Origin of the sequence: Blautia wexlerae DSM 19850 (genome assembly GCF_025148125.1) — a bacterium.
Taxonomy (GTDB): Bacteria; Bacillota; Clostridia; order Lachnospirales; family Lachnospiraceae; genus Blautia_A; species Blautia_A wexlerae.
Genome location: NZ_CP102267.1, coordinates 2,056,600 through 2,077,676, shown reverse-complemented (window position 1 = coordinate 2,077,676; position 21,077 = coordinate 2,056,600). Strand labels below are relative to the sequence as shown.

Here is a 21,077-nt window from a genome sequence, read left to right as displayed (position 1 = left end):
CTAGCCCTCCTTTCCATCAGATGTTTCAAATGCAAACAGTTCTTCCACTTTCATGATTCTCTTTTCTTCCTGTTGTTCGCTCGTTTTTGCGTTAGCTTGTTTTTCAGTCTTTTTTATCTCCGTATCTAACGTAAGTGGATTCCCTGCTTCTGTTCCGCCTTCTTTTTTATCCGGTAAATCAGGTTCCTTCTCGGCATAGATTTTGAAATTCTGTTTCTCCTGCTTCCAGTCTTTAAACCATTCCGGAATATGTTCCTCTACCTTTTCCAGTTTCATATATTGTGAATCCGGATGCTCCAAATAATCCATTTTCCGAAAACGGCATACTTTTTGTCCGCGGATAATCAAAAGCCCCTGATCAAGTGGAAAACGCAAAATTTCATCTGGAAGAAGAAGCATTCTCTTTCCAAGTGATGTAGATTCCGTATACTCCGGCACATAATCCGTTGCACGTATGGTATAATAACTTTTTCGTATGGAAGATACCGACACAGTGATTTCTCCTGTTCTATCACTGTAATAGGATGCTGTTGTCATATCATTGCAGCCTAAAAAGATAGAAAAATCACAGCCTCCTAAAATTTCTTCCCACTGATTATCTGGATACCGGTTCTGTAGCTGCGGAATATTTTGAAACAGAATACTCATACCGATTCCCCTGCTTCTGGCAGTTGCCAGTTTCTTTTTAAAATCCGGTACAACACCCAGATTCGGAAATTCATCCAAAATAAACTGTACTGGCACAGGTAGACGGCGTTCTTTTGTACGGTCAGCATAACGCACTAATTTAATACTTAAAAATGATGTAAACAATGTGGCTAACATATCAAAGGTACTGTCCTGATCGGATGTAATACAAAAATATGCACATTTTTCTCTTCCCGGCAATGACAAATCAATTTCATCATGACTGGTAATCTGCTGCACTAATTTGTTCTGCATAATCTGTAATCTTGTTCCAAGTCCTAAAACTGCATTTCCCTTTACCTTCTCGGCTTTGGCAAACAATTGATATGGACCTCGTGCGGGATGATGAGTCGGTAATCTATCAAAAATGGCATCCAGCATATCTACGCTCTTGTTGATTAACAATTTATATGCTTCAGGAAAAGTTCTCTTTTCTGGTGGATACTCATGAAACACATAAAGACACAAAGCTTTTAACAAATCCATCTCTGTATTATCATAAAAATGATCGAATTTGTCTGTTGTATTACGAATCACCACATCACAAAAAACATCAATCAAACTGCCGTCGTCAATTTCTCCCAAACAATTCCATGCATCAGAATGCTCTAACTGAATGAGATTTAACTGTTTCACTGTATAACCGGATTCCCGGAAGTAGAACGATAAATCTTCGTATAATTCTGACTTGGGATCTGTCAGATATACGCTCTCTCCCCTGCGGATACATTGCAATGCCATTACTCGTGCAAAAGCTCGCGATTTCATACTTCCCTGTGACCCACAGACTGCAAAATTCCTATTTAGTCTGGACTCCACCGGAAGACTTATAATTTTTTCATCTTGTAGATTTCTTCCAAATATCACTCCGTCTACTTTTTCAAAACTTTTCTCGGATTGTAAAACCTGTGCACGTTCCTCTTCATCCATAAATCCTGCGGTGCCGTAAGTTCCTTTGCTGGAAACTTCAAAATTACGTTCATCGTAAGCTTCTTTTCCCGATCCTCTCCAGACAATCAGTCCTGCAACTGCCCCAAATAAGATAAAAGCGACTATGGAACACTGAATCCCTGCCACTGAAGAAATTCCATGACGGATAGTATCAATCGGTGCTAAACGTACTGCTGATTCCATAAATAACTGTTCCATGAATCCACCCACGTACAATGCAAGAATCACAAATGCGCCTGCCAATGCTATGATTTTTAAAACTGTAACACCTTTCCGGTTTATTCTTCCACCTCCTTTGCTGTATAAATATCTGTTGCCATATGATATTGTACAAGATTCCCATAATACGTCGAGATAGTATGTATGGAGTTATAAAGGGCAGTCACGAGAAGTGCACGAATATTACGAGCCTTTGTATGACTCTCATCCATACTGTGTAATACAAACTCTATATGATTTTTTGTAATTTTCTGAAACTGTTCCTTTACCACCTGCGCTGGTTTTTCCTCCCTGTTTACGCGGATAGTCTTAGAACTGGAAGTCAGTACCTCCACCATAATCCCAAGCAGTTCATCGATTCTTTCATCGTATGGATTATCATTTTTCAATGCCTCATAATCAATCTGCGCCTTTACCATATCTTCCACATACTGATAAGACTGATAGAAATCTTTTGTACGGTAATCTTTTGCTGTACTCTCTGTATATGTTTCACTGGTTTTCGTGCCACCTCCCACAAATTCCGGGGATACCCTCTCACTTATTTCGGTGACACCCCTCCCCGATTTCGGTGAGACGGTATCCGGCGGACACCTGCCTCTTGCCTCTGGTGTCCCCGTTTCAGCTTCTTTCGGATACGTCAGATGCTCTAAAACTGTTACGTTCAAATCCAAAAATAATACATTGGACACAGTTTGTCCTTTAACATCAAGTGTTCGGAATACCCTGCGCACAACACCCAGCTTTTCAAGTTCTACAACTGCATTCGTAGCATCACGCTTGGTAATCCCAAATTGATCCGCAAGCTGCTGATAACTGCGCTGCAACAGATCTGCGTGGAATTTTTTCCTTAGTCCGATTAACTGCCCGGTCATTTCATCTCGGATTTCCACCGCCCGGTACCAGTACACAATATCTGCCAATATGATAATCGCATTCAAATTAGGTTTCCCTGTGGGTTTCCGAATCGTCTTATACCAACTGACGGGAATCACATTTCCGGATATTTGAAGCCGACTCATCTGATCCACCGTAAGACTGCCTGTTTCAAACGGACTGTTCATGCCCGCACCTCCTTCACTATATGAAGGACAGTGTTACAATCCTCCTAAATAATCCAAAACTTTTTCTGTCAAAATTTCACGATATGCAACCTCCTTTCCAAAATAAGTTTCTAATACGTTTTTTTGATAAGATAAGCAGAGAATCGTACCTTGCTTTTTCCATCCTAGTTCCTGTTTCACACGTAACAAATGACGCATTTCCAGTTCATAGCAAAAATAAACCGGATTCCCTGCCTGATCGACACCTGCACTCACCTGATATTCCTGATTTCTCTGTTCTTCCAGTATCCCACATAAAAACTGATACAGTCTGATTTGTTTTTCCCGGTCTGCTAAAAGTAATACCTGTATTTTAGCCGGCTCGATTGTTGGAACATAATAATAATTCTCATAAATATCATCTACTTGAAACAGGTTCCCCTTTAAACCTCCGTCGCTGTTCAAAAGTTCTAGAAGAAATTCCAATGTATCTCCCATGATCACTGCATCTATTCGTTTCAATACGCCCGTTCTCATGCTTTCTCTTTCTACAAAGCTGCGCATGGTACGTTCCATTTTTTTCGCCCAGCGCATTCGCTGTTCCAGCGTATGGTAAACAATGTAACCGGACTCCCCGGACAGCATAATTCCACAAGCTCTTGACCCCTTAATGGCATCAGTCAGTCCCTTAAACTCCAAACTTCCGTAATATGCTGTTTGCCCCCTCCCAAATTCAGAAGCAGAACAAAACAGTTCCGGTTTTTGACTTCTGAAAATGGGAATACCCGTCTTCCAAAAAAAGACCCATACCTTGCTCATCCGGTATAAACGAAGACGTTTTTCAATCTCCGTTTTTACATGATTTGTTTCCACTGAACCCTGTAAAAAGAACGCCGTATCTTCACCATATTGTGAAAGAACATATCGCTTACCTTTTGCCCGCAGTACATATCCTTTCCATCCGGCTTTATTTCTCACAGAGATATAACCCTCTTGTTTTAATCTGGTAATGACAGACGCTGTATAAGATACAGAGCCGATAATCTGTTCCGCAAGGTCTGCCGGCATCTCTCCGCTAACAGCAATCAGCAAAAGTAACATATCCTGTTTGCGCATATAACTTTCTCCTTCCACCGTTTCTCTTTTCCCAAAACAATACCCTATCTGATTAACACTTAGGTACAGTTTTACTTTCTGACTCCCGAAAAAACGATTGTTTTACTACCTTTTCTGACATTTTCCTGTTATCGAAAAAGGCACTTTCAAACCAGATACGTTTTTCGATACTATATTTTAAATACTTTGAAGCCACCGGGGGAATTTGTCCGTATCCATAATATAAACTTCTGTCCCATCTTTATCTGCCATTCGTGTAATATGATACGTGTCTACATGCAAGCCGCTGTCTGACACAAGAAAGAAATTTGAAATCACATCAAGGACATGCTTTTCTTCAAAATTATCGTGATCCCTGATCCGTCCAAGCGGCAAATCCCGATTATACAAATGCACAAAACAAACCGTACATTTTTCATATTCCGGTATCTTTTTTTGCTCCTGATTCTGCTCGATACACCATTGCTTGAATGCAATATACAAAGGCTTATACAAATAATCGGTATATTGTTCTTTCCGATGCGGAATTAAAACCGGCATTATAATCCCCAAAATTTCATCACAATAGCCAATTTTAATTCCATGTACAGCCACAAGTTCTGACTGATACTTCTCATATTTCACCTGATCCAACACAACTTCCAGAGATAAACGCCTTAATTTTTCCGTCAGTTGTTCTCCTTTTTTCGATGCTTCCAGTATCATATCCGTAAAATTTTCATATCCGTTTTCCGTTTTACATCTTGCATAAGAGGTCAGTATATTTCTTGCTTCTGCCATCAGTTCTCCCACCTCTGCGGTTACTTTCTGTGCATCATCTAACTGCCTCTTTACCTTTTGAAATGTATCCCGGCTACCGGCTTTCTTTTCGATAGTATTCGACTTCACCATCCTCCTTTACTGTGCAATATCCAATCACATCGGAAACCTGAATCTTTGGGATGCTTTCCGCTTCCTCCACTACTACAACATGCCCGCATCCATCGATTTTTCTCCGTACAAACAGTTGATTTGTCAATTCAATATCTTCTGGTGCAACATACAGAATATCAAAGATTTCCCCGTCTCCCACAAATACGATCCGTATGGGATATTCTTCTTTGGATGCAAGAAAATGCTGTTCAATCTTCTTTTGATCCATCAAATCAAGTAGCACCCACAAACAGGTACTTGTCCCACGTTCCCAGGTTTCATATGCCGACTCACTGGACGCTATCTGTTTGGTTTCGTTGTTTGTATAGATCATGCGGTCCTTTTCCAGGGTTTTCAATGCCCGCCCCACAAACCTTTCTCTTCCATCCTTTTCAAAATAGGCGTATATCTGCCCCTTCTCCAGCACATTATATTTCTGTACCAACTCTTTTAATTCCCGTTCCACACCTCTCTGTTTGTTCTGATTTTCCATAATGCCCGTATCCTTTCCTAATAATAATAGTTATCTTAATGACATATAAAAAGCGTATTGTATGACAGATTGTTATAGTTCTTGTTTATAAACAATCTTACGACGCATACAATGACGCTTTTAATACGCATTATTATAAATCTACTTGCTTATATAGCCTGCTTTCCATATGCCTGTCTTCCATATTTCTGCAAACGTTCTTTTAGTTCCTGCAAATCTTTTCTGTCCGTTGTAATCAAGTCTTTTTCCAACTGGCTCGCCTTAAAATCTACAATCAGATTATTACTGTTGGTGGAAATCAGACCGGTTCCTCTTTCAAATCTTGCAATGGACATTGCTTCTGCCTCTGATAAATCAAGTTCCTTCCTTATATTCTCCGCTTCGCTAGGTTCCATATTGAGAATGATTTTCGTCTTTGAGTTATTCAGAATACCTCTGCCAAGCTTGCCGCCCTTTAGAGCAAAGAAATCTACAAGGTCCTGTGTTGCACAGATTGCAGAACCGCCGTAAGCACGAATTACTTTGAAAATCTCCAGCAGATATTCTCCTGCCAATTCGTTTGACACCAGCAATTTCCAAGCCTCATCCACAAAGATTGCTTTTTCTACAGTTCTGTCTTCTTTTGCCTTTGCCCATACAAAATCCAGTGCAACAAACATTCCCAACAACAGATCCCCGGATAACTCTGAAATATCCAGAACAACATACTTATTTGATAAATCCACATTTGTTTTTTGATTGAATGTTGCTGCCGAACCATGTACCAAACGATTGAGAATGTTTGCCATCCTCCGACATTCTCTCTTTCTTAATAAGACTTCATGTAAATCACCTAAAATCGGCATATCTTTGTATTGTCCCGGATTATCAGAATCTTCTAAACTCTGATTATCATGGGTAATTCCCTTTTCTGCATAGGTAATCACTAATGCTTCATCTAAAAGCTGTTTTTCTTCATGGCTCAAATCTGGGATCAGCAGACTGAAGAAAATATGTAAACTTTGGATTTTCATTGCCAGTTCAGAACGCTCTACTGTATATCCATCCAAAATTTCACTTGCAGTCCTATCTGTCGGACGTATTTCCATAACGTTGATACAGTTTGGGGAAGCTGGAGAAATCTGTATAAAAGCCCCACCGATATTATTACAGGCTCTTGCAAATTCATGCCCTTTGTCTGGTGCAATAATAAAGACCTGCACATTTTTCCTTCTCAGTCTTAATGCCATTAGCTGCATGGTAAAAGTCTTGCCAGCGCCTGATGTTCCCAGAATGGCAATGTTGGCATTCTTATATATTTTCGTATTGAAAATATCCACGATTACGAGAGAATTATTCGCCTTATTAACCCCCATCATAATCCCATCTTTATCCGACATTTCATAGGAAGTAAACGGATAGCAGCTTGCCACTCCGGAAGTCAGTACATTCCGTTTGGATCTCTCGTACAGTTTTTTATCCAGACATAGCAACGGCAAAGAAGACAGAAATGCCTCTTCTTCCCGAAACATACAGCTTGTCACACCAATATCCTGCGAATTTAATAATTTTGTCATTTCTTTTACACGCCATTCCACCTCTTTCGTACTGTATCCGGTAATGGTAATCAATGTACTCATATAGTAGAAGTCTTCACTTCCACTTAATCCGCGTTTCAGATAATATCCTGCATGGATGGATTCACTTAAATCATCAAAATCAGTATTCGTATCATAGGTATCTTTAATCTTCGACCGGTTCAGACGAATACTTCTTCCTATGCGTTCCATAGATTTGCTTTTATCCTGCCGGAAAAAGAAAACATCTACATCAATTCCTTCACCTGCATTGATTAAAAGTGACAGCCATCCTGCCGGCACTCTCGATCTGTATTTATGGGAAGGTATCAAAAGATAGCTGTAGTACATCCCATCAATAACAAGATGACTTCGGTGACGCATATCCATCGTCTCTGGTGCAATCAATTCCGTAACCGGAATATGACGAATACTGTCCTCACCGTTCTCTTTCCGGTAATATGCTACTACCTTTTGGGTACGCTCTTCTAAAGACTCATAAACACTTGTCCTTCGATTTAAAATCTGATACAAAACATCTACAAGAAACCGCGTATCGTTTTCATGCTCCAAAACAACATTCCCACATTGAGAAAGATATTTTTTAGCAGTCTGTACTACTGATTTCATGTACGGAAGAATATCATGTTCCCTCGGATTTTTATTATTGTTATAGGATTGATACTCAAAAACCATAAAAAAACGTCTTGTAATTGCTTCTTTCCTTCCAAGTTTCTCAATAAGTTTTGCATAATCCTCCTGAAGCATTTTTACCCTTGTGTCACATTCCCTTTCCGCCTCCTTTTGTATTTTTTCAATATACTCCGAAATATCTGCTTTCTTAGACACAACCTTAAACTGTATTCTGACTGGAGCAATTTTTAAATAAGACATAAAGGACATGATAATATTCCGTTGCTCAGAAGGCGAACGCAGCAAAAAGTTAATCGGCAGAATTTCTATCAGTTTCACATAACGATGATCCGTTGTGTAGATAATTCCATTTTTTATCTGTCGTATTGGAAGATAAGATGATACCCAGGTTACCGGCAGTAAATCCAAATCCGGTTCACGTTCTGTGTCCTTTTTTCTTCTAGTATCCATTCGGACAACATGTTTCTCTTTCGCTGGTTCAGTTTTGTCGAGTTCTTTTTTTAACTCACGTTCCTCCTGCATCTGAACTTTCCGCATCCGTTCCTCTTCCCGAAAACGCTGCCGTTCCAATTTTTGCTGCTCTTTACGCTCTTTTTTCTCTTCTTTCAGATTCTGTTTTTCTGCCTGTTTTGCTTCTTTGAGCTGACGCTTCAACTCTTTTACTTCGTTTCCTATGACGCTCGCCTCCTTTTCCCCTCCGGCTTCTGTATTGCTGTTTCCTCAATCTGCGATTCCGCTTCAAACGGTATTTACCATCCGGAACTGTAAGTATTCTCCGACCACACAGATATTTCAAAAACTGAAATAAAAAAGAAGTCAAACTTTCTCCCTGCACACCTAATACCGCAAAGATTACAATCGGTATCATCACAATTACCCCGGCATAAATCTTACCCTTTACTCCAAGATCCGTCGCCAAAAGTGCCTGCAATAAAAGAAGAGCCAGAAGGCCTGCTTCAAATGCATTCCTAAGTCTGACTCTTCCTGAAAAAATAGTTCCCTCCTGTGCAAAATTCGGCGGAATCGTATATACATCTACCCGTTCTCTCTGTGCGATTTTAACCACCTCCTGTTAATCATACTTGTTTCTTTTCTTACGAACCAAAAGCCCTATAACCAAAGCAGTTCCTGACAAAATTCCAATCCCCAAAAGATACTTTACGCTCCCTTGATCTTCCTCCAAAAGAGTTTTGATGATATTTTCTTCATCCACTGTTTCTTTTATCTCTGTATGCAGAGAATTTTCCGACTTTTCTTTTTGTATTTCTGCCACTGTTCCAATCTCTTCTTCCATAACCATAATTTTCAAAAGAAGTAACTGATCTGGTTTTACCTTTAGTTCCTCTTGGGAATATTCCGTTTTATAGACACATTCTTCATCTGCCGCTTCCACTGATTTCACCATATAGATTCCTGTATTTACCGGAATATTCTGTTCATACAGGTTATCCTCTGATAATTCATACTGTCTGCTTGCACCATTTTCCTTTTGTATTGTGACAGAAATTTTTCCTGTAAATCCCGTAAAACACTCTGTCCGTAAAGCAAGTGTCGCAGACGGTTGTTCGGTATCTGTGAAATTCTCTGCATACGATTCTCGTTCTTTCCATTGGACAGTTTCCGGATCTTCCTGATTTTTATCTGTCTTCGCAAATACATCTATGGAAAAAAGACTGAAAAATAGACTACATGCGGTAATCAAACAACAAACTTTGCTTTTCAACTGCATCTACCACGCCTCCTATTTCTTTCCAATAATCCAAAATGCTCCCGCACTTAAATCACGTCCGTATGATTTAATCGTATCAACACTATAGACCTTTGTGCTTCGCTCTCTGCTCGCACAATCTGCAATCGTGATGTAACCGTCTCTTGTCACTCCGGTAAGTACGATAAAATGTCCGCTGCCACTTCCTGTTATGGTATATGCTTCACATATTTCGACAACCATTTTCCCTTCCTTCAGCGATTGTACAACATAGTCCATACGGTCTTTTCCCACGCGCTCACATGTCAATCCCCAGTTACTTGCAGCATTTCCGATGAAAGAATGTGCCGTCCCCACTCCTGACACATATTCTCCATTCTGAATCGAAAATGCACAGGTCGTCTGCGGATTTACCGTTTGCCCAGTAAGAGTAGATATGACAATTGACATTGAAGTTGGTCCACACCCTGCTGCCCCAATAGTACTTGTTCCATAAGGCATACTGCCCCATGGTTCTTCGGTCTGATTAAAATAGACCACTTTTTTTACTCCTTTTCCGACTGTATCGTATGTAAAGATATCTCCCGATACATCAAGATTACTGACATAGGTATCATCTCCTCCGCCGGTCACAAAATCTCTCCATGAAAACAATGAGAAAAAGGCGTCTTTTAAGGCTGATACACCATCCTCCATTACTTTTAATACTTTTAGTACCAATTCAAAAGTACTCTGGCTCGTAACATATTTATATTCATACCCACTTCCAGCTTCTGGTTGTGAATTAAGAAGGAGTGCAAGTGTATACTCAACCGTTTTTTTCGTCACAGGAACCGTTTCTATCACTACGTTTTCTCCGTCTTTTTTCATCTTTTCATAGGTGTCCTTATCTATTCCGATCTTCCCCGTTTCTGAAATCTGATAGTATCTGCTTTCCGTAGCCGCTTGTTCCTTCTCATCTGTTACAGACCATGAAAAAAAGCTGTCAACATGTTCTGTGACAGCATTCTTTAACAGTTGATACGGTTCACTTAAATCCTCATCTGATTCTGTATCAGCACCGCTTTCCGTCTTTCCTTCTGCAATCGTCAAATATCCCAAGACCTTTTTCACATAGTTTTGTGTCTCTTTATACGGCGGAATCTGATAACCGTATTTTATGACTGCCCCCGGTCCCGCATTATAAGCAGCAATGGCAAGCTCCAAGCCGTTAGAATAATCTTTAAATCGCTCCAGATTGCCTGCAATATATTTTGCCCCGCCCATAATATTTTGACGTGCATCATAGGGATCTACTCCCAGCGAGGCTGCCGTTGCCGGCATAAGTTGCATAATACCGATTGCACCGGCTCCAGAAACTGCACCCTGGTTAAAATTTGATTCAGTTTTTCCCATTGCTTTAAGCAGAGCCACAGGAACGCCGTAAGTTTGTGCCGCCTCTTCAAAATAAGAATCATATTGACTTGTCAGATCTGTTGACATATCTCCCCATTCACTGGAATATCCTAAAAATTTATTCCTTGTACTGTTATCCCAAATATCCAGCAAAAAGATGGAAAGATAATAACTTGCATTCCTCTTGAACTTGGTTTCATATTCGTCTATCACAGATAACTGGTAATCGCTATAGTTTTTCTCCTTATCTGCATCAATTTCTTCAATCTTCAAATCTCTGTTTTGCTCAATAATCGCTAGAATTTCACGCTCATACTCCTCTTGATCAAAAATCTGCTCGATCCGGATTTTCAAGTTAGAGAGTTCTTCTGACTGAGCTTCATTTGCAAAAGCGTCCGCATCAGCAAATCCCAGATAAGTCAAAATAATGCCTATAAGGTTCGCAATAATAAACACAAATAGAAAAATTGCTCCAAAAATGCCGCCAATCACCTTCCAGAAGGTCTTACTGGTTACAATCACACCGACCACTGCTCCCAATGGACCTGCAAGGGCTGTTCCTGTTGTTGCACCAGCCGCTGCTGCACCGCCTTGCGCAGAAGCAGTCGCGGCATAGGCTGCCTGTGATGTATGAGCTGCTTTTTGTGCTGCTTTTGCTCCCTGTTTTGCCTGATTGACCGCTTTTTTTACTTGCCCTGCTGTTTGTGCCGCTTGACTTGCAGTGCCAGCCGCCTGATCTAAAGGAGAGGATTCTGACCTGTCATCTCTCATACATACACCCCTCCTTATCTCAGAAAATGATCTTCACTGTGACTGTGGTTTCTCTGGTTCTTCTTACGAAATTCTTCTCTTGTTTTAGGAACTTCACGAATTTCTCCTGATTCCGAACCAATTCCCTGCTCCCTTTTTTTCAATTCCTCTGCATGAATGCCTTGATTTGACCCCATATTAGTAGAAGTATTTTGATACATCGGTCCGTCAAAATCATGATAACCTTCTGATTCATATTTGCCCTCCTCACGAGCTGAACTGAAATCCGTATGAGGCGATCTTCCTTCTGATGTATAACCTTGTCCGCCTGCTGTATAAGAAGATTCCCATTCATTAGACGCATATACTCCACCAGAAGTTTCAGAAGAATCCGATAGTTTCATACCGGCGCTACCACTTATTTCACTAATGATTCCACCGGATTGTACGGATGCCTGCTCTCCGGATGAGGGATTTCCGCCTGAAAGAGCTGTTTCCCCGCCTGACGTATCCATTCCACTTCCAATTCCGATATCGTCGCCTCCAGCACTGCCGATTGCATTTCCTTCTAATTCCATATCCGGTTCTGAAGATTCTTCCATTCCAGCTTCCTCTTCTTCTACTGGATAATCGCCAAGATCATTAACTGCACTTCCTTCTCCCGTAAACGCACCATTTATATCGGAATTGTCCATACCATCTACAAAAGCGTCCGCATCATTTTGTGATGTTGTACCAGAATCAAAATCTGTGGCATCCTGCATACCACTCATATCCATCATGCCATCCTCTGTTTCAGCAAATGAATCTGGCGGCATCATACCCATTTCCTCCAGAACGCTGCCCGGTTCGTCATCCATTGTATCAAAATCTCCATTTGCCAGTTCCATATCTGCTGTTTCATCTGTCGTAGCGCCACTAAACTCATTTTCTCCATCCATACGCATAGCATCGCTATCACCTGGAAATCCCATTGGAATTGGTCCCGGAGCTGCATCTGTCATTCCTGCTCCATCTGTAGCTGCAGTCTGGCTTTCCGTACCCGTAGGACTACTGCTGCCCGATGATTCTCCGCTACCTCTGCCAACATGTGACAAAACTCTACCGGCAGCCATCATCAATCCAAGCGCTCCGATTCCAGTTGTTGGTCGTCCAAGATTAACGCCTAGTGATGATAAATAAGAATCCAGTTTAAATGTAACTTTACAAAATCCTACCAAACATAACGTCGCTACAAAGAATTTTGTAAATCCGTATGCACTCGCATTCAGATTTCCATATCCAGATAAAAACATTTTCAAGCACCAGGAATTCAGAAGAATCAAGATAATCTGTCCTCCAAACATTTTCGCCCATGATGCAAGAATATTATTTGTCGCTTTCGATCCGCCTGTACCAAATGCCAAAGGTGCTGTATAAGAGAATACTCCTAAAAGTACATAGCGTTCGGCAATTACAAAGAGCATTTTGAAATAATTCCATGCAACTACAAACTGCATAATCAACATTAAAATCGCTATGTTTAAACTGTCAATTCCCAGTCCGCCTGTCAGTCCTTCCAGCACCGATACATACTCTGAAAAACTGCTTACTTCAACATCTGTGCCTGTGATCCATTGATATGGTGTTCCTGCTACCGCCAGAATGTAATCCACCAGCGGTTTCGCTGCTACAATAAAAAACAGACTAATTCCAGTCCGGCATACTAATTCTATTGGATCTTCACTGGCAACCCCCGCTTTCCCGAACATACTTTTAAATAATTGCCAGACACATATCAAAAGAAGCAGAGCAATTCCCATCGGCAACACTACATTTTTATACAAGTCCCCTACTACGGAAAATAGTTCCTCAAACAAGCTAAGGTCACAGGACAGAAGTTCGGTAAACATATCTGTTACAAGTGTCATCATATCAATGACAAACTGAGATAACATCTCTCTGATTCCTTCGACCAATAATTCTAATAACCAACCCATGTATGTGTTTTACCTTTTCAGGTAACCCCCTTTCTGCCGGGAGAGCACCGGCTTTTTCTTTGTTTTCATTAACCGCCGAAGATACTCTGTGGAATAATACTTTCGAAATAAGTTACAATAGCTCCCATCGTCATGAGCGCTGCCCAACAAATAATGATTCTTTTTAACCAGGATCTTGATTCATCTACAGTACGTCCCGATTTAGAAAAATTCATTAAAAACAAACAGACCGCCGCACATACAACCGCTGCTACTGTAGCAATTCCTGCCACATCCTTATACACTGTCTGCATTGCATTTTTAGCTGTTTCAAAAATCCCAGCTGCGAACGCAGGGGATGCGGAAACTGCAATCAATACGACTGCCAAAAATGTGACAAACGCAAAACAGGGAACCAGTTCCATGTACTGATTCCCTGCTTTATGACTAGCTGTATTCTGTTTTCTGATATTTCCCGTCAATAACTTCCCTCCCTTCTAATAAAAATCTGTATGTTCCCGTCAGATTCCCGTCTGCACAAATACGACAGACACCTAATCTGCACACAAAAAAAGACAGCCCTTCTGCGGCTGCCCGTTCATTGTAATGTTTTGCGGCTCTCCATGAAAGTCTCATCCATGCACAAAACTTTACTTTATCATTGTATATTTGCGGAAGTCATCTGTCAATATCAATAGGTTCGCAATATAGTCGCATAATCATAGCAATTTTATCTCTTATCTTATTTTTGGAAAGGCTATCCATATTTGACAGCCTTTCCTCTCCCTTCTATGCAGCTATCGGCATTGCATTATCTTCTACCATCCCAAAATCAATACAGTAACGAATCCGGTCTGTTTCAAATTTAATGTATGCATCCGTTACCTCAATCACACGCCTCACTCTTGCTGTTTCTTTCCATGTTCCATTGCTGAAATATCTTACAGTCATTCCTCTGATTATCGGCAATACAACTTTACCGTAAATCTGTACAAATTTTTTGGGTTTCATTCGTATTCCTCCTTTCCCATTCTTCTTTCGTCCTGCTATCCTGTCCTCCTCTCCGATACTTTCTACTTTCAGACATACAAAAAAAGACACTGATTATCCTAAAACAATCAATGCCTTTCTTCCGAATTTACTCGCAGATATCTGCCTAAATTTTAGTTTCAACCTACGCTGAAACAAAAACAATGTCTTCCAGAATCTGTTGTCTGAAAAAAATTTGTATCACTCTTATCATAGTTCAATATATCGTATTTGTCAATCATTCAAGCACTATATATAGTGTTTATTCTCTCTTTATTCCCATTTTGTAGGGATATATGGAAATTTTAAAATACATAAAAGCATCGTATAAACCAATTCCTGATACAGATCTTCGTCGAATTTTTCATTTATAATCGCCTGACTGATCAGCAAAGGGCGATACATTTCAATAATATCCATCATTGCCTTTTTATCATACGTTCTTGCATACTGTAAAAGTTCTTCAAATTCCATATTTATCACCCCTTAGTAATTTCCGCATCTTTTTCAAAGCGTTATAATATGTATTCTCCGCCTTTTTTTCAGACATCTCCAGAATCCTTCCAATTTCCCGGAATGTTTTTTCGTAAAATATACGGAGCAAAATTACCTTTTTCTGTTCTTCCGTCAAGGTAATAATCGCATGAAATAGCTGTGCATCCTCTATTTGTTCCAACAGTATTCTGATCTCCGTAATTCCATTAAATATTTTTCCAGACAACAATTCTATTTCTCGCAGTAAATCTTCTGTATTCTGTCCTGGAACAATCAACCCATCTGCATAGCTTGTCTCTATACATTCAATCCTGCATTTTTTCTTCAGGTAGTGTCCTTTTGCATTCAAAACTGACTGTTTCACATACGCACTAAACTGTGTTTTTAAATCGCTATCATATTTATTCATTTCTGCCTCCTGAAAGTTTTTTCTGTTTCGCTGAAACCTCCAGGCGGCGCTCTTATCTTGCATCTTTTCTGTTTTCGTACACACTTCCACAGAAAGCTGCCATTTCTGATAAAAAAACAGACTGTCAGGAATAGTTCCCAACAGTCTGATAAATCTATTTGTTTTCTCTTTTTTATGTATCTTTTCTTAATAGGCTTACCTTATGTCCCAAGAAAATACTTGCAAAAGAACATCCGTCATCATACTTCTACCTGAGATTATACCTTTCTTTTTTGCTTTATCTTGTCAAAGCGATTTTTCCGGTATAATCTTAACAGTAGCAATATATAGGAATTCTTACATTTTACCAGTATTTTCCTGCTTAACGGTCAATATTTCCTCGGTATCCTCTCTCCCATCCAAAAACTCCTGAATATCACCGTCAAATAAAGTAAATGTATCTACTGCTACTTCCTCAATCTTTTCAAAATCACAATCAATCCGATCCTCACTGTATGCTTCCTCTTCATCACGCCTATGCTCAATCATATCTGTTAATTCCTCTTCTCTTACGGATGGTCCGTACTGATATCCGCATTCCGGACAGATACGTGTTTTTTTCGGTATTTTCATCTTACATTTCGGACAAATCTTAAATTTACGCTGTTCGATATCCAACTTTACCGCATATAAAATGATTCCTGCGCTACATATAAAAATAATAAAATTTCCAGCCATCCTATTGATTACCTGAACCCCAAGTCCTATAAGCTGTAACGCACACAATCCGTAAATCCTATTCGTTCTCATATCCTGCCTCCTAAAATAACTTTTTAATCAAAATTCCCCGGATTGCACTTCTTCCAACACATCCAAAAGAACGTGAATCCAAGGAATCTGCTATGTTGTCTCCTATTAAAAAATACTCATTTGCGGACACTCGAAAATCTATATTATTCTGCCCATTCTTGACAGACTCTGCTGCCCATTTCCCATTGACATATACCCCGCTTTCATCAATGTTGACAGTATCACCCTCTGCTGCCAGTATTCTTTTTACTACTGTATAATCCAATTCATCTATATATGCAGTAACAATATCTCCTTTTTGTGGAACACCCCACTTTTTTAATAATAATGCATTTCCATTTTGGAGTGTTGGCTCCATAGACTCTCCACTCAAATAAACGATAGAAAAAAAGTTCTGGAACACCAGCAATATCAACACCGCAACGATGAACGCCTGTGTTATTCGCCTTGCATTTCTTTTGGTTTTCGTATTTTCAGCTCCTTTCTTACTCTATATCTTCAAATACTGCATAATTCTGACGCATTAAATCAGCTTCCTCCTGATCTAATCCGTTATTGTTCTCAGCTTTCACTTGAATCAGCCGATCACCTCGATCCGGTTCATCTTTCTGAATAACTGTCTCTTTTAGTGAAATGTGTGTTTTCGCTGACCGTTCTACAATCGGCGTTTTTCCGCTTTGCAATTCCCAGTAAGCAAGTACTGCCTTCACAATATATCTTGCCTTTTTCCTGCCACATTTGTTCAAAAACTCGCTTACCCGTCTATGATCTTCATCAGCTTCGTCAAACTTCAAATTAAAACGGTATTCATCCTGTTTTGTCATAAGGACTCCCTCCTTTACTGCATCCCTATATCAAACAGATATTTTTTCCGATACCCCCGTACATTGACCTTGGAATCATTTACAACATAGTATTCTCCGTCATAGTGCTTCCACACATCTTCAATAATCTTGGATAGAAGAATCGAACCTCCGCCCACGAAAATTGTCATCGACGAACGTAAATCAATGCCACACTCCCGGAACATTCCCAACATTTCTTCTACGTGCTCGGTAACGATTTCTTCTACACGCTTTCGGATTGGTTCACCATACATACAGTTTTCGCCCTTCAAAATGGAATCAATATCGTTTTCCTTCAAATCCAAATCAAACTTTTCACGAATTCCTTTATTCACCCTCTGATACATGGATATCACACCTTTTCCGGTTGAATCTGTATAATTCCACAAAATCATGCCTTTTTCCAGCAACATATAATCCATCGTAAATCCACCAATATCAATCATCAACACTTTCGGATAAGTGGATAATTTTAATTCTTTTGCCATATACAAGTATGCGGCATACGTCTGCATATGAACAAATACGTTTGAAAAAGTCACTCGGTATGATTTTCCCATATATACAAAGTGAACGATTTTCCCATCCCGGTAAAAGTATTCTCGGAACTTCTTGTATTGTCCTCGATAATACAAGGGTGGAAGTCCTACAACAAGGTCCATGCTTATTAGTTCTCCCGGTATAAATGATTTTGAATGGCTCATTTCTTCCAACTCTTTTGCAATCGCAAAAAGCGTCAGCAGATAATAGCGATCATCCATCGTCTTATCCGGCAGATATACATTTCTCTCATGGCTCAATCGGTAATATCTGCCCTGATACATTAAAGCTTCTTCATTTTCTCCTGGAACGTCCGCCAGCATTGTGATCCCTGAATTAAATTCAAAATTCTCTGTCTTGATTGCTTTGTTTCCTGTGTCAATCGGCATCATAAACATATTCTCTGTCTCCTTTCCGGTACAAACCATAAAAAACTTATTGCGTAATTTATGCGCATTCATTACTTGCACCTACTATAAATTTTTCGCATTTGCTACGTCAACAGAATCGCTATTCCTCTTCAAAATTATTTTTGAAAGACTCAATTAGCTTTCTGCTCTCATCCTCATACCCCCATAAAATGCTGCTGACAGCCTGAAATGCCTGCTCACGCCATCGAAAATAAGTTGCCCGGTGTATTCTGGTAATTTTCGGGAAATGTGGTTCCAAATGGTCTAATATTTCCTCTATATTTTCCGCTTTCCTTGCTGACATATAGCTGTAATATAAAACCCAGTAATAACGTTCGCCCTGCGGATGAAACTTCCGCATCAATTCTACTGCTTCATCTATCAGCTTTAAAAACTTATTGGCTTGATTGATTGCCTCAACCCGCTGCTTCATGTCGTCTAAATCCTGATTGATATCCATGCCGGCTTGATAAATATGATCCAAAAATTCATCCAGATTTGTACCATACTCTTCTTGTACCCTGTGCTTTACTTGATTCACCTTAATCTGCATTCTCCAATTTACAGAACGGTATATTTTAAACAGACGGATCACATCATGGTAAGCAGTATTGTCTTCTCCTTTAAAATCTTGATTTATTACACCCGATTTTCCCATATATTCGCCCCCAATTCTTTCATGGTATCTTTCCTGTGTTGTTTCATCCAGCAAACTCCTAATATCAACATATAATCCCTCCAAATTGTTTTATCCTGCATTCATCCCGTCTGAACGATTCAGCTCATTACCGTATTCAGTTGTCAACGAATCATGAAAGCTTATCTCAGCCTATAATGAAAATAGGATACTGACTCCACTACTTTTTTCACTTCTCTTTTTGCCTTACAATAGTCTTAGGCAGGATTAAGTTTGATTGCACCTTGGAGGATTTGCACCCCGTTTGTCAACGTAAATGATTTGCCCTTGAGCACAGCATATTGTCGCACCTTTTATGAATAGCACGAGTAGCAAAGTCCGTATTATCTCGGGCAAATCTCCTGCCAATTCTATAGTAAAGGAGTTGTTCTGTATGAAAGACCTTCTGGAAATTTCCTGTGGACTGGATGTCCACAAAGAAAAAATTGTTGCATGTATCCTGACTGGTCCTCTGGGCAAGCCAACCCGTTCTGAAATCCGTGAGTTTTCTACATTGATTCCGGATATGATAGCATTACGGAATTGGATCGTTTCTAAAAACTGCCATCATGTAGCTATGGAAAGCACCGGTATCTATTGGATGCCGATTTATGAAATACTGGAGGATGCTTTCTCTGGTGACATTACCCTGCTTGTTGTAAATGCACGCCATATGAAAAATGTTCCTGGCAAAAAGACCGATATGCGGGATTCCGAATGGATTTCCACCTTGCTTCGCGCCGGACTTTTGAACGGAAGTTTTATTCCCGAAAAAAGGATTCGGGAATTCCGCGATCTAAATCGTTACCGTAAGAGTGTCATCCGCGATATTACGTCACAGAAGAACAGGATTGAGAAATTTTTACAAAGTTCCGGCTTCCGTCTATCATCCTTTATTTCTGATATTTTTGGCGCTTCGGGTAGAAACATCATTCTGCATTTAGTTGAACATGGGCAGATTGATAAAACTGCTTTAGATTCTTGTCTCAAAACCAAGACCAGAAACCGTATTGATGAAATTCTCATGTCCGTGAACGGAACACTGTCAGAACACCAAAAGGCATTTTTAAGGATTCTCATGACTCATTATGATTCTTTAAAGAAACATCTTGCTGAAATTGAAACGAGTCTCGAGGAAGATATGGCTCCATTTGCCCTGCAGGTTGAGCAGTTGAATAGCATCTATGGAATAAGCACAACTGCTTCCTGTGCAATTATTGCTGAAATCGGTATTGATATGAAGCCGTTTAAAACTGCGGAACACATCTGCTCATGGGCCGGTTTGTGCCCAGGTAATAACGAAAGTGCTGGAAAACGAAAAAGCACCTCTGTCACAAAAGGCAATCCTTACATAAAAAGTATGCTCTGCGAAATTGCCTGGGTGATTGCAGGGAAACGCAACACTTATCTTTCGGCATGGTACTGGAGAATCAAACAGAAAAAAGGAGCCAAAAAAGCGATTGTCGCACTTGCCCGAAAACTTCTTGTCATCATCTACACAATGTTAAAACAAGGAACTCTATTTGACGAATCCTGTTTTGAAACAAGACGTAAGCACTGTGAACAAAAACAGCTTTCTCGTTATATACGGGAATTGGAAAAACATGGTTATCATGTGGAAGCTCAAAGCTAGCCTTTCTTAAATACGATCAATCTCTCACTACAGGCAGCCAATACTGTGACTGCTTTATAGTGATGCTTTCATAATTGTTGAAAACATTTGTTGTCAAGGTTCAGTTTTTGGCTACGAGTTTTATTTTCGTAGCAATGTACCAAACTTCAGTAAATAAGAAGTCCGTACACAAGGCTTTTCTGTAAATTTCATGAATTTTTTCGGAAAGATTAAAAAAATTTTTCAGGCAAATAAAAAAACACGAAAGCAAAAATCTACTCAGATTCTTACTCTCGTGTTTTAATACTTGTTAAAACAGCTTTATTCAATTTCTAAATTATTGAAATAACTCACCGTATTTTTATGACATTTGCATCCACTCTAGTTCCTATGTCCACAGAATCAGACGGCTTCATAAAGCTTCACACCTTCCTTCTGAACATTTTCGTAAAAAGGACAGGCTTTTACCCAATGATTAAAATGATCCTGATTTCTCACCACAGGCATCATCCAAATATCATGTGCAACATTATACTCAAATCCTACCTCGGCAAGTTCATCCGCATATTGATCAATCTCATCATCTGGTAGATCTACTAGAATCATAATATCCACATCTGACTCCGGCGTATAATCGCCTCTGGCATAAGACCCGTACAGAATGACGCTTTTCAAGTGCAAACCATATATTTTCTGAATTTCAGCCAGATAATCTGTAAGTAATGTTTGAATCGTCATTAGCATAAAGCAGTCCTCCTTTCCGATTATCTCTAAATTATAGTATAATCTCATTTCTGAAAGATTATATTGGATACATATTTTGCATTTTG

At 39.7% G+C, this 21,077-nt stretch carries 21 protein-coding genes; 1 reads left to right on the top strand and 20 read right to left on the bottom strand.

Annotated elements, in window-relative coordinates; all coding sequences use genetic code 11:
• The 19 genes from NQ550_RS09645 to NQ550_RS09555 form a co-directional block, all read right to left on the bottom strand.
• The gene (locus tag NQ550_RS09645) at positions 1-1,866 is read right to left on the bottom strand and encodes a VirD4-like conjugal transfer protein, CD1115 family (protein WP_025580071.1); all 1,866 of its coding nucleotides are present in this window, start codon (positions 1,864-1,866) and stop codon (positions 1-3) included.
• Positions 1,867-1,916: 50 nt separating this feature from the next.
• The gene (locus NQ550_RS09640) at positions 1,917-2,921 is read right to left on the bottom strand and encodes a DUF6017 domain-containing protein (RefSeq protein ID WP_025580073.1); all 1,005 of its coding nucleotides are present in this window, start codon (positions 2,919-2,921) and stop codon (positions 1,917-1,919) included.
• A 33-nt stretch (positions 2,922-2,954) separates the two neighbouring features.
• The gene (locus NQ550_RS09635; RefSeq protein WP_025580074.1) at positions 2,955-4,016 is read right to left on the bottom strand and encodes a hypothetical protein; all 1,062 of its coding nucleotides are present in this window, start codon (positions 4,014-4,016) and stop codon (positions 2,955-2,957) included.
• Between the two features lie 177 nt (positions 4,017-4,193).
• Positions 4,194-4,907 carry a DUF6100 family protein gene (locus NQ550_RS09630; RefSeq protein ID WP_025580075.1) on the bottom strand — a complete coding sequence of 238 codons (714 nt, stop codon included), beginning with the start codon at positions 4,905-4,907 and terminating at the stop codon, positions 4,194-4,196.
• On the bottom strand, positions 4,870-5,421 hold the full coding sequence (locus NQ550_RS09625; protein WP_025580077.1) for a DUF5697 family protein: 552 nt from the start codon (positions 5,419-5,421) through the stop codon (positions 4,870-4,872). Before NQ550_RS09625 ends, NQ550_RS09630 begins: the two co-directional genes overlap by 38 nt.
• Positions 5,422-5,570: 149 nt before the next feature.
• The gene (locus NQ550_RS09620) at positions 5,571-8,168 is read right to left on the bottom strand and encodes a VirB4 family type IV secretion system protein (RefSeq protein ID WP_044996688.1); all 2,598 of its coding nucleotides are present in this window, start codon (positions 8,166-8,168) and stop codon (positions 5,571-5,573) included.
• Between the two features lie 46 nt (positions 8,169-8,214).
• Positions 8,215-8,697: a hypothetical protein gene (locus tag NQ550_RS09615; RefSeq protein ID WP_025580081.1), complete on the bottom strand. Its 483-nt coding sequence runs from the start codon at positions 8,695-8,697 to the stop codon at positions 8,215-8,217.
• 6 nt (positions 8,698-8,703) lie between these two features.
• The gene (locus NQ550_RS09610) at positions 8,704-9,360 is read right to left on the bottom strand and encodes a hypothetical protein (RefSeq protein ID WP_025580082.1); all 657 of its coding nucleotides are present in this window, start codon (positions 9,358-9,360) and stop codon (positions 8,704-8,706) included.
• 12 nt (positions 9,361-9,372) lie between these two features.
• On the bottom strand, positions 9,373-11,505 hold the full coding sequence (locus NQ550_RS09605) for a transglycosylase SLT domain-containing protein (protein WP_025580083.1): 2,133 nt from the start codon (positions 11,503-11,505) through the stop codon (positions 9,373-9,375).
• Between the two features lie 14 nt (positions 11,506-11,519).
• Complete coding sequence (locus tag NQ550_RS09600; protein WP_025580084.1) at positions 11,520-13,463, bottom strand: hypothetical protein; 1,944 nt, start codon at positions 13,461-13,463, stop codon at positions 11,520-11,522.
• 68 nt (positions 13,464-13,531) lie between these two features.
• Positions 13,532-13,924: a hypothetical protein gene (locus NQ550_RS09595; protein ID WP_025580085.1), complete on the bottom strand. Its 393-nt coding sequence runs from the start codon at positions 13,922-13,924 to the stop codon at positions 13,532-13,534.
• Positions 13,925-14,231: 307 nt separating this feature from the next.
• A complete protein-coding gene (locus NQ550_RS09590; protein WP_025580086.1) occupies positions 14,232-14,453 on the bottom strand; it encodes a hypothetical protein in 222 nt (73 codons plus the stop codon).
• A 291-nt stretch (positions 14,454-14,744) separates the two neighbouring features.
• Positions 14,745-14,945 (bottom strand): helix-turn-helix domain-containing protein, encoded by a 201-nt coding sequence (locus NQ550_RS09585; RefSeq protein WP_025580087.1) that lies wholly within the window; start codon positions 14,943-14,945, stop codon positions 14,745-14,747.
• Positions 14,935-15,375 carry a sigma-70 family RNA polymerase sigma factor gene (locus tag NQ550_RS09580; protein WP_029677115.1) on the bottom strand — a complete coding sequence of 147 codons (441 nt, stop codon included), beginning with the start codon at positions 15,373-15,375 and terminating at the stop codon, positions 14,935-14,937. Before NQ550_RS09580 ends, NQ550_RS09585 begins: the two co-directional genes overlap by 11 nt.
• A gap of 336 nt (positions 15,376-15,711) precedes the next feature.
• Positions 15,712-16,164 carry a zinc ribbon domain-containing protein gene (locus NQ550_RS09575; RefSeq protein ID WP_025580091.1) on the bottom strand — a complete coding sequence of 151 codons (453 nt, stop codon included), beginning with the start codon at positions 16,162-16,164 and terminating at the stop codon, positions 15,712-15,714.
• Positions 16,165-16,174: 10 nt separating this feature from the next.
• Positions 16,175-16,567 (bottom strand): signal peptidase I, encoded by a 393-nt coding sequence (gene lepB, locus NQ550_RS09570; protein WP_259840252.1) that lies wholly within the window; start codon positions 16,565-16,567, stop codon positions 16,175-16,177.
• 82 nt (positions 16,568-16,649) lie between these two features.
• A complete protein-coding gene (locus NQ550_RS09565) occupies positions 16,650-16,988 on the bottom strand; it encodes a hypothetical protein (RefSeq protein ID WP_025580094.1) in 339 nt (112 codons plus the stop codon).
• Positions 16,989-17,002: 14 nt separating this feature from the next.
• On the bottom strand, positions 17,003-17,947 hold the full coding sequence (locus NQ550_RS09560) for a ParM/StbA family protein (protein WP_025580096.1): 945 nt from the start codon (positions 17,945-17,947) through the stop codon (positions 17,003-17,005).
• Positions 17,948-18,059: 112 nt separating this feature from the next.
• Positions 18,060-18,617, bottom strand: a complete 558-nt coding sequence (locus tag NQ550_RS09555) for a hypothetical protein (RefSeq protein WP_025580097.1) — start codon at positions 18,615-18,617, stop codon at positions 18,060-18,062.
• Positions 18,618-19,029: 412 nt separating this feature from the next.
• On the opposite strand from NQ550_RS09555, the gene NQ550_RS09550 reads away from it, so the two are divergent.
• Positions 19,030-20,268, top strand: coding sequence for an IS110 family RNA-guided transposase (locus NQ550_RS09550; protein WP_114091361.1), 1,239 nt, complete (start codon positions 19,030-19,032; stop codon positions 20,266-20,268).
• Between the two features lie 381 nt (positions 20,269-20,649).
• Here the strand turns inward: NQ550_RS09550 and NQ550_RS09545 are convergent, their stop codons facing one another.
• On the bottom strand, positions 20,650-20,991 hold the full coding sequence (locus NQ550_RS09545) for a nucleotidyltransferase domain-containing protein (RefSeq protein ID WP_025581137.1): 342 nt from the start codon (positions 20,989-20,991) through the stop codon (positions 20,650-20,652).
• Between the last annotated feature and the right edge of the window lie 86 nt (positions 20,992-21,077).

What these genes read in the sequence shown, in the direction of transcription:
- NQ550_RS09640 (WP_025580073.1), bottom strand. Translation starts at nt 2,921, where the DNA reads ATGAACAGTCCGTTTGAAACAGGCAGTCTTACGGTGGATCAGATGAGT.
- NQ550_RS09635 (WP_025580074.1), bottom strand. Translation starts at nt 4,016, where the DNA reads ATGCGCAAACAGGATATGTTACTTTTGCTGATTGCTGTTAGCGGAGAG.
- NQ550_RS09630 (WP_025580075.1), bottom strand. Translation starts at nt 4,907, where the DNA reads ATGGTGAAGTCGAATACTATCGAAAAGAAAGCCGGTAGCCGGGATACA.
- NQ550_RS09625 (WP_025580077.1), bottom strand. Translation starts at nt 5,421, where the DNA reads ATGGAAAATCAGAACAAACAGAGAGGTGTGGAACGGGAATTAAAAGAG.
- NQ550_RS09620 (WP_044996688.1), bottom strand. Translation starts at nt 8,168, where the DNA reads ATGCGGAAAGTTCAGATGCAGGAGGAACGTGAGTTAAAAAAAGAACTC.
- NQ550_RS09610 (WP_025580082.1), bottom strand. Translation starts at nt 9,360, where the DNA reads ATGCAGTTGAAAAGCAAAGTTTGTTGTTTGATTACCGCATGTAGTCTA.
- NQ550_RS09605 (WP_025580083.1), bottom strand. Translation starts at nt 11,505, where the DNA reads ATGAGAGATGACAGGTCAGAATCCTCTCCTTTAGATCAGGCGGCTGGC.
- NQ550_RS09600 (WP_025580084.1), bottom strand. Translation starts at nt 13,463, where the DNA reads ATGGGTTGGTTATTAGAATTATTGGTCGAAGGAATCAGAGAGATGTTA.
- NQ550_RS09590 (WP_025580086.1), bottom strand. Translation starts at nt 14,453, where the DNA reads ATGAAACCCAAAAAATTTGTACAGATTTACGGTAAAGTTGTATTGCCG.
- NQ550_RS09585 (WP_025580087.1), bottom strand. Translation starts at nt 14,945, where the DNA reads ATGGAATTTGAAGAACTTTTACAGTATGCAAGAACGTATGATAAAAAG.
- NQ550_RS09580 (WP_029677115.1), bottom strand. Translation starts at nt 15,375, where the DNA reads ATGAATAAATATGATAGCGATTTAAAAACACAGTTTAGTGCGTATGTG.
- NQ550_RS09575 (WP_025580091.1), bottom strand. Translation starts at nt 16,164, where the DNA reads ATGAGAACGAATAGGATTTACGGATTGTGTGCGTTACAGCTTATAGGA.
- NQ550_RS09565 (WP_025580094.1), bottom strand. Translation starts at nt 16,988, where the DNA reads ATGACAAAACAGGATGAATACCGTTTTAATTTGAAGTTTGACGAAGCT.
- NQ550_RS09560 (WP_025580096.1), bottom strand. Translation starts at nt 17,947, where the DNA reads ATGTTTATGATGCCGATTGACACAGGAAACAAAGCAATCAAGACAGAG.
- NQ550_RS09555 (WP_025580097.1), bottom strand. Translation starts at nt 18,617, where the DNA reads ATGGGAAAATCGGGTGTAATAAATCAAGATTTTAAAGGAGAAGACAAT.
- NQ550_RS09550 (WP_114091361.1), top strand. Translation starts at nt 19,030, where the DNA reads ATGAAAGACCTTCTGGAAATTTCCTGTGGACTGGATGTCCACAAAGAA.
- NQ550_RS09545 (WP_025581137.1), bottom strand. Translation starts at nt 20,991, where the DNA reads ATGCTAATGACGATTCAAACATTACTTACAGATTATCTGGCTGAAATT.